Origin of the sequence: Xanthomonas euvesicatoria pv. euvesicatoria, assembly GCF_020880415.1 — a bacterium.
Lineage (GTDB): Bacteria > Pseudomonadota > Gammaproteobacteria > Xanthomonadales > Xanthomonadaceae > Xanthomonas > Xanthomonas euvesicatoria.
On the sequence record NZ_JAJIUJ010000008.1, the window covers coordinates 1 to 4,740 of the forward strand.

Below are 4,740 nucleotides of genomic sequence, written 5' to 3' on the forward strand. Positions count from 1 at the left end.
AATGGGCGGCTCGCTACACGGAAAAGACGCTACGGCGGATTGAAGTGCAGCGGCGGCAACTTCCTCTTCACGAGGGGTTGACGAGGATGAAAAGCCTGCTAATATGGCCGGCTCGCTTCGCAGAAAACCTCCGGGTTCAAACGAAGCAGCGTCAACCGCCTCGAAATGAGGTGTTGACGGCAAGAAAAAGTCCGCTATAATGGGCGGCTCGCTTCGGAAACAGCGAAGCTGACGGGAACGGCGCTGAGGCCACTTCCCCATGTTCTTTGACAGTGTGCGCAGGTAATTTGTGCGGACGCCTGCAGGAGGGATGATTGTCCATCTTGCAGACGTTTAATCAAGCAACATATTAATTGCTTTGCAAGCGATAAGTTGCCAGTGGTTGGACTTCTGCAGCTAAAGTATTTGCCTTCGGGCATGTAATTTTAAGTGAAGAGTTTGATCCTGGCTCAGAGTGAACGCTGGCGGCAGGCCTAACACATGCAAGTCGAACGGCAGCACAGTAAGAGCTTGCTCTTATGGGTGGCGAGTGGCGGACGGGTGAGGAATACATCGGAATCTACTCTTTCGTGGGGGATAACGTAGGGAAACTTACGCTAATACCGCATACGACCTACGGGTGAAAGCGGAGGACCTTCGGGCTTCGCGCGGTTGAATGAGCCGATGTCGGATTAGCTAGTTGGCGGGGTAAAGGCCCACCAAGGCGACGATCCGTAGCTGGTCTGAGAGGATGATCAGCCACACTGGAACTGAGACACGGTCCAGACTCCTACGGGAGGCAGCAGTGGGGAATATTGGACAATGGGCGCAAGCCTGATCCAGCCATGCCGCGTGGGTGAAGAAGGCCTTCGGGTTGTAAAGCCCTTTTGTTGGGAAAGAAAAGCAGTCGGTTAATACCCGATTGTTCTGACGGTACCCAAAGAATAAGCACCGGCTAACTTCGTGCCAGCAGCCGCGGTAATACGAAGGGTGCAAGCGTTACTCGGAATTACTGGGCGTAAAGCGTGCGTAGGTGGTGGTTTAAGTCTGTTGTGAAAGCCCTGGGCTCAACCTGGGAATTGCAGTGGATACTGGATCACTAGAGTGTGGTAGAGGGTAGCGGAATTCCCGGTGTAGCAGTGAAATGCGTAGAGATCGGGAGGAACATCCGTGGCGAAGGCGGCTACCTGGACCAACACTGACACTGAGGCACGAAAGCGTGGGGAGCAAACAGGATTAGATACCCTGGTAGTCCACGCCCTAAACGATGCGAACTGGATGTTGGGTGCAATTTGGCACGCAGTATCGAAGCTAACGCGTTAAGTTCGCCGCCTGGGGAGTACGGTCGCAAGACTGAAACTCAAAGGAATTGACGGGGGCCCGCACAAGCGGTGGAGTATGTGGTTTAATTCGATGCAACGCGAAGAACCTTACCTGGTCTTGACATCCACGGAACTTTCCAGAGATGGATTGGTGCCTTCGGGAACCGTGAGACAGGTGCTGCATGGCTGTCGTCAGCTCGTGTCGTGAGATGTTGGGTTAAGTCCCGCAACGAGCGCAACCCTTGTCCTTAGTTGCCAGCACGTAATGGTGGGAACTCTAAGGAGACCGCCGGTGACAAACCGGAGGAAGGTGGGGATGACGTCAAGTCATCATGGCCCTTACGACCAGGGCTACACACGTACTACAATGGTAGGGACAGAGGGCTGCAAACCCGCGAGGGCAAGCCAATCCCAGAAACCCTATCTCAGTCCGGATTGGAGTCTGCAACTCGACTCCATGAAGTCGGAATCGCTAGTAATCGCAGATCAGCATTGCTGCGGTGAATACGTTCCCGGGCCTTGTACACACCGCCCGTCACACCATGGGAGTTTGTTGCACCAGAAGCAGGTAGCTTAACCTTCGGGAGGGCGCTTGCCACGGTGTGGCCGATGACTGGGGTGAAGTCGTAACAAGGTAGCCGTATCGGAAGGTGCGGCTGGATCACCTCCTTTTGAGCATGACGTCATCGTCCTGTCGGGCGTCCTCACAAATTACCTGCATTCAGAGATGCGTATCGGCACAGGCCGATATGCGAAAGTCCCATCATGGGGCCTTAGCTCAGCTGGGAGAGCACCTGCTTTGCAAGCAGGGGGTCGTCGGTTCGATCCCGACAGGCTCCACCATTTGAGTGAAACGACTTTGGGTCTGTAGCTCAGGTGGTTAGAGCGCACCCCTGATAAGGGTGAGGTCGGTGGTTCGAGTCCTCCCAGACCCACCACTCTGAATGTAGTGCACACTTAAGAATTTATATGGCTCAGCGTTGAGGCTGAGACATGTTCTTTTATAACTTGTGACGTAGCGAGCGTTTGAGATATCTATCTAAACGTGTCGTTGAGGCTAAGGCGGGGACTTCGAGTCCCTAAATAATTGAGTCGTATGTTCGCGTTGGTGGCTTTGTACCCCACACAACACGGCATGACCCTGAGGCAACTTGGGGTTATATGGTCAAGCGAATAAGCGCACACGGTGGATGCCTAGGCGGTCAGAGGCGATGAAGGACGTGGTAGCCTGCGAAAAGTGTCGGGGAGTTGGCAACAAGCTTTGATCCGGCAATATCCGAATGGGGAAACCCACTGCTTCGGCAGTATCCTGCAGTGAATTCATAGCTGCTGGAAGCGAACCCGGTGAACTGAAATATCTAAGTAACCGGAGGAAAAGAAATCAACCGAGATTCCCTAAGTAGTGACGAGCGAACGGGGAGCAGCCCTTAAGCTGGAATGGCTTTAGAAAAACAATCTGGAAAGATTGGCCATAGAAGGTGATAGCCCTGTATTTAAAAGGGCCACTCCAGTGAAGACGAGTAGGGCGGGGCACGTGAAACCCTGTCTGAATATGGGGGGACCATCCTCCAAGGCTAAATACTCCTGACCGACCGATAGTGAACCAGTACCGTGAGGGAAAGGCGAAAAGAACCCCGGAGAGGGGAGTGAAATAGATCCTGAAACCGTGTGCGTACAAGCAGTAGGAGCTCGCAAGAGTGACTGCGTACCTTTTGTATAATGGGTCAGCGACTTACTGTTCGTGGCAAGCTTAACCGTATAGGGGAGGCGAAGGGAAACCGAGTCTGATAAGGGCGCATAGTCGCGGGCAGTAGACCCGAAACCGGGTGATCTAGTCATGGCCAGGGTGAAGGTGCCGTAACAGGTACTGGAGGCCCGAACCCACGTCTGTTGCAAAAGACGGGGATGAGCTGTGATTAGGAGTGAAAAGCTAATCGAACCCGGAGATAGCTGGTTCTCCTCGAAAGCTATTTAGGTAGCGCCTCATATGTATCCTCTCGGGGGTAGAGCACTGTTATGGCTAGGGGGTCATCGCGACTTACCAAACCATTGCAAACTCCGAATACCGAGACGGACTGTATGGGAGACACACGGCGGGTGCTAACGTCCGTCGTGAAAAGGGAAACAACCCAGACCCACAGCTAAGGTCCCAAATTCACTGCTAAGTGGAAAACGATGTGGAAAGGCATAGACAGCCAGGAGGTTGGCTTAGAAGCAGCCACCCTTTAAAGAAAGCGTAATAGCTCACTGGTCGAGTCGGTCTGCGCGGAAGATTTAACGGGGCTAAGCAGTGAACCGAAGCTTGGGGTGCATAAAACTTGTTTTATGCGCGGTAGAGGAGCGTTCCGTAAGCCTGCGAAGGTGGATTGAGAAGTCTGCTGGAGGTATCGGAAGTGCGAATGCTGACATGAGTAACGATAATGCGGGTGAAAAGCCCGCACGCCGAAAGCCCAAGGTTTCCTTGCGCAACGTTAATCGACGCAGGGTTAGTCGGTCCCTAAGGCGAGGGCGAAAGCCGTAGTCGATGGGAAGCAGGTTAATATTCCTGCACCTCGCGTGAGTGCGATGGAGGGACGGAGAAGGTTAGGTGTACCGGGCGTTGGTTGTCCCGGGGAAAGGCGGTAGGTTTGGATCTTTGGCAAATCCGGGATCCTTTAAGACCGAGCACCGAGACGAGCCTTTATGGCGAAGTCACTGATACCACGCTTCCAGGAAAAGCTCCTAAGCTTCAGCTCACGAAGACCGTACCGTAAACCGACACAGGTGGGTAGGATGAGAATTCTCAGGCGCTTGAGAGAACTCGGGTGAAGGAACTAGGCAACATGGCACCGTAACTTCGGGAGAAGGTGCACCCTTTTTGGTGGCTCGTGCGAGCTATAGCTGAAGAGGGTCGCAGAAACCAGGCCGCTGCGACTGTTTATCAAAAACACAGCACTCTGCAAACACGAAAGTGGACGTATAGGGTGTGACGCCTGCCCGGTGCTGGAAGGTTAATTGATGGGGTCAGCCGCAAGGCGAAGCTCTTGATCGAAGCCCCAGTAAACGGCGGCCGTAACTATAACGGTCCTAAGGTAGCGAAATTCCTTGTCGGGTAAGTTCCGACCTGCACGAATGGCGTAACGACAGCGGCGCTGTCTCCACCCGAGACTCAGTGAAATTGAAATCGCTGTGAAGATGCAGCGTTCCCGTGGCAAGACGGAAAGACCCCGTGAACCTTTACTATAGCTTTACACTGAACGTTGAGTTCGTCTGTGTAGGATAGGTGGGAGGCTATGAAACTGTGGCGCTAGCTGCAGTGGAGCCATCCTTGAAATACCACCCTGTCGTGCTTGACGTTCTAACCTAGGTCCGTTATCCGGATCAGGGACCGTGTATGGTGGGTAGTTTGACTGGGGCGGTCTCCTCCTAAAGAGTAACGGAGGAGCACGAAGGTACGCTC

2 tRNA genes and 2 rRNA genes are annotated in these 4,740 nt (G+C 53.6%); all 4 read left to right on the top strand.

Annotation, left to right across the window (positions count from 1 at the left end):
- Positions 1-426: 426 nt before the first annotated feature.
- Positions 427-1,973: ribosomal RNA gene (locus tag LN450_RS00670) — 16S ribosomal RNA — on the top strand.
- 95 nt (positions 1,974-2,068) lie between these two features.
- Positions 2,069-2,144 (top strand) — tRNA-Ala (locus LN450_RS00675).
- Positions 2,145-2,162: 18 nt separating this feature from the next.
- Positions 2,163-2,239: transfer RNA gene (locus LN450_RS00680), tRNA-Ile, on the top strand.
- A 225-nt stretch (positions 2,240-2,464) separates the two neighbouring features.
- Positions 2,465-4,740 (top strand): 23S ribosomal RNA (locus tag LN450_RS00685); the annotation flags it as partial.